The 3,109-nt window shown below is 68.3% G+C and carries 3 protein-coding genes; all 3 read right to left on the bottom strand.

What is annotated here, in order from left to right; all coding sequences use genetic code 11:
- A partial coding sequence (locus AB1609_19395; GenBank protein ID MEW6048608.1) for an ABC transporter permease occupies positions 1-870 on the bottom strand: 870 nt, incomplete at its 3' end.
- A complete protein-coding gene (locus tag AB1609_19390) occupies positions 870-1,820 on the bottom strand; it encodes an ABC transporter permease (GenBank protein ID MEW6048607.1) in 951 nt (316 codons plus the stop codon). The genes AB1609_19390 and AB1609_19395, both read right to left, overlap by 1 nt.
- 17 nt (positions 1,821-1,837) lie before the next feature.
- A partial coding sequence (locus AB1609_19385) for an ABC transporter substrate-binding protein (GenBank protein ID MEW6048606.1) occupies positions 1,838-3,109 on the bottom strand: 1,272 nt, incomplete at its 5' end.

The following is a 3,109-nucleotide window of genomic DNA, read 5'->3' as shown; positions in this document are numbered from 1 at the left end:
GCGTTGCTGGAGTGCGTCGCCCATCAGGTTGAACCCCATCACCGCCACCATGATGGCCGCGCCCGGAAAGACGGTGGCCCAGGGGGACAGCTCCAGGTAGCCCCGTCCTTCGCTGACCATCTGGCCCAGCGAGGGTGCCGGGGGCTGCACCCCCAACCCCAGGAAACTGAGCGCCGACTCAAAGAGGATGGCCGTTGCCAGGCTGTTGGTCACCTGCACCAAAACCGGCCCCATGATATTCGGCAGAACATGCCGCCACATGATGACCCACTCGGTTTGTCCCAACGCCCGGGCCGCCTCGACGAAAGGCTGGGCCCGGGCGGACAGGGTCGGGCCCCGGGCGATGCGGGCGAAAATGGGGATGTAGACCACGGAGATGGCGACCACGGTGCTGACGAACCCGGGCCCCAGCACCACCACGATGGCGATCCCGAGCAGCATGACCGGAAACGCAAAAAGGACGTCCATACTCCGCATAATGAGGGTGTCGAGCCGCCCTCCGACGAACCCGGCGGCAACGCCCAGGGCCGTCCCCGCGGCCGCCGATCCGGCCACCGACCCTGCGGCGATGGCGAGGGACGAGCGTATGCCCCAGAGGACGCGGCTGAGGATATCCCGGCCGTAGAAGTCGGTTCCCAGCAGGAACGGCCACCCCGGCGGCGCCAGCCGGCTTGCCCCGTGCATCTGTGTGGGGTCGAACGGGGCGATCCACGGCGCGCCAAGCGCGGCCGCCACGCACACGGCGAGAATGGCGATCCCGGCGCTCCAGCCTCCGGGTGCCCGGCGGCTGGTTCGGCTGGGCCGGGCCTGCGTGTCCTCGGAGCCCCTAAGTCGCGTGACCGGTGCCGGACTGCTCGAGCTGCCTGCCATCACCGGTACTCCACCCTTGGATCGATGGCCGCGTACAGCAGGTCCGTCAGGAGGTTGACCACCACGAAAAGCGCCGCGACGATGAGCACCACCGCCTGCAGGACGGGGTGGTCCCGCTGGACGATGGCCTGCAGCCCCAGGCGTCCGACCCCCGGGATGGCAAACACCTGCTCGACTACTACGGCCCCGCCCAGCAGGTACCCGGCCACGATGCCCACCAGGGTGACCACCGGCAGCAGGGCGTTTCGCAGCACGTGCTTGAACAGGACGACCCGCTCCGCAAGCCCCTTGGCCCGGGCGACACGGACGTAGTCTTCGCCCAGCACCTCCAGCACCGAGGCCCGCACCATGCGCGCCACCGCCAGCCCGTTGGGGATGCCCAGGGTGAGGGCTGGCAGGAAGAAGCTCTTGAGGCTGTCGAACGGCCGCGACCACAGCAGCGGGTAGTCGAGCAGCGGAAACCACCCGGTATGAACGCTGAACGCCAGGATGAACAGCGCCCCCAGCCAGAACTGCGGCACGGACAGCCCCACCATCACCAGCACCCGGTAGCTTGCCTGCCACCAGCGCCGGCGAGAGGTGGCCGCCGCTATCCCCGCCGGCACCCCGATGGCGAGGGCGACCACCAGGCCGTACACGGTGAGCTGGACGGTGACCGGGAGGCTCTCGCCCACGAGTGCCCCGATGGGCCTCCCGGTCCTCACCGACTCACCCAGGTCTCCCGTGAGGATGCGCTCGGCCCACAGGCCGTACTGGACCAGGATCGGCCGGTCCAAGCCGAGCGAGTGGCGCACCGCCTCCAGCACGGCCGGATCGGTGGTCTCGAACCCCACCCACATCTGCGCCGGGTCGCCGGGAATGGAGTGCATCATCAAAAACACGAGAAAGCTCACGACCACCAGCACCGGCGCCAGCAGGATCAGGCGCCTTGCGACGTACGCCTGTACCAACTCTGATCCCGCCCCGGCTACCGGCTCGTCATCCACACCGCATCGAGGCTGGTCAGCGATCGGGTTGACGACAGTACAAAGCCCTGCACCCGATCCCGCCACGCCCCGTACACCGTCGGGTACGTGAGCCACAAGAACGGTACCGTCTCGGCCAGGCGGCGCTGCAGTTGGCCGTAGATGGCCACGCGCTCGTTGGCATCGGTCGTGACGCGGCCTTCCTGCAGCAGGCGGTCAACCTCGGCGTCCTTGAACTTGAAGACGTTGGTGCTGCCCGTCGAGAAGACGTGCCGGTACAGGTGCAGGTCCGGGTCCGTGGAACCGCCGTTGAGCGACACGAACGCGTCGAAGTCGCTCCGGCGCCACCGGTCCAGGAACGTAGCGAAATCAACCTGCTCGATCTCGGCCTGGATGCCAACCCGCTTCAGCTGCTGCTGCACGACCTGCGCGATCTGCAGCGCCTCGGGCACCGTCGGGATCGGCATCACCTTGAGGGTGAATCCCTGGGGATACCCTGCCTGCTGCAGCAACTGCCGCGCGCTGCTCACCCGGTCCGCCTCCCGGTAGAACGGGAGCTCGGAGGGGGGCAGGGGGTTCCACTGGCTCACGGTGGGCGGGATAGGGCCGGCGATGGACGCCTCCCCGGAGTAGACGACGTTGACCAGTTCCTGACGGTCGACCGCCAGGGAGATGGCCTGCCTCACCCGGTTGTCGGCCAGGGGGCCTCGGGTGGTGTTCAGCCCCAGGAGGCTGTACGAGAGGTCCGGCACCGACTGTACCACGACGCCCGGTTGGCGCTTGAGGATGGCGGCGGCCGTGGCATCAAGCCCGAAGCCGACGACCAGGTCGATGTCGCCCGTTCGCAGCGCGGAGCGTAACGTGGCCGGGTCGGGGATCACTCGGAAGGTGACCCGGTCAAGGTAGGGTAGGGGCTTTCCATCCTGACCCGTCTTCCAGTAGTCAGCGAACCGCTCCAATACCACGGTGTCGGCGCTGAACCGGGTCAGGCGGTACGGCCCCGTGCCCAGGGTCTGGGTCCGGGGATCGGACACGGTGGCGGTGAAGTTACTGGGAACGACGGCCAGACCGGCCAGGAGGTTGAGGAACGGGGCGAAGGGCTCCTTGAGGACGAACTGCACCTGCAGCGGGCCACGCACCTCGATCCGCTCGATGGGCGGGAGCTGGCTCGCGCGGGGCGACTTGGTCGCCGGGTCGAGGATCCGGTCGAAGGTGTACTTGATGTCCTCCGCCGTCAGCGCCGAACCGTCGTGGAACTTCACACCCGGACGCAG

It is taken from the genome of Bacillota bacterium (genome assembly GCA_040754675.1).
Lineage (GTDB): Bacteria > Bacillota > Limnochordia > Limnochordales > Geochordaceae > Geochorda.
This window is presented reverse-complemented; position numbering and strand designations above follow the sequence as displayed.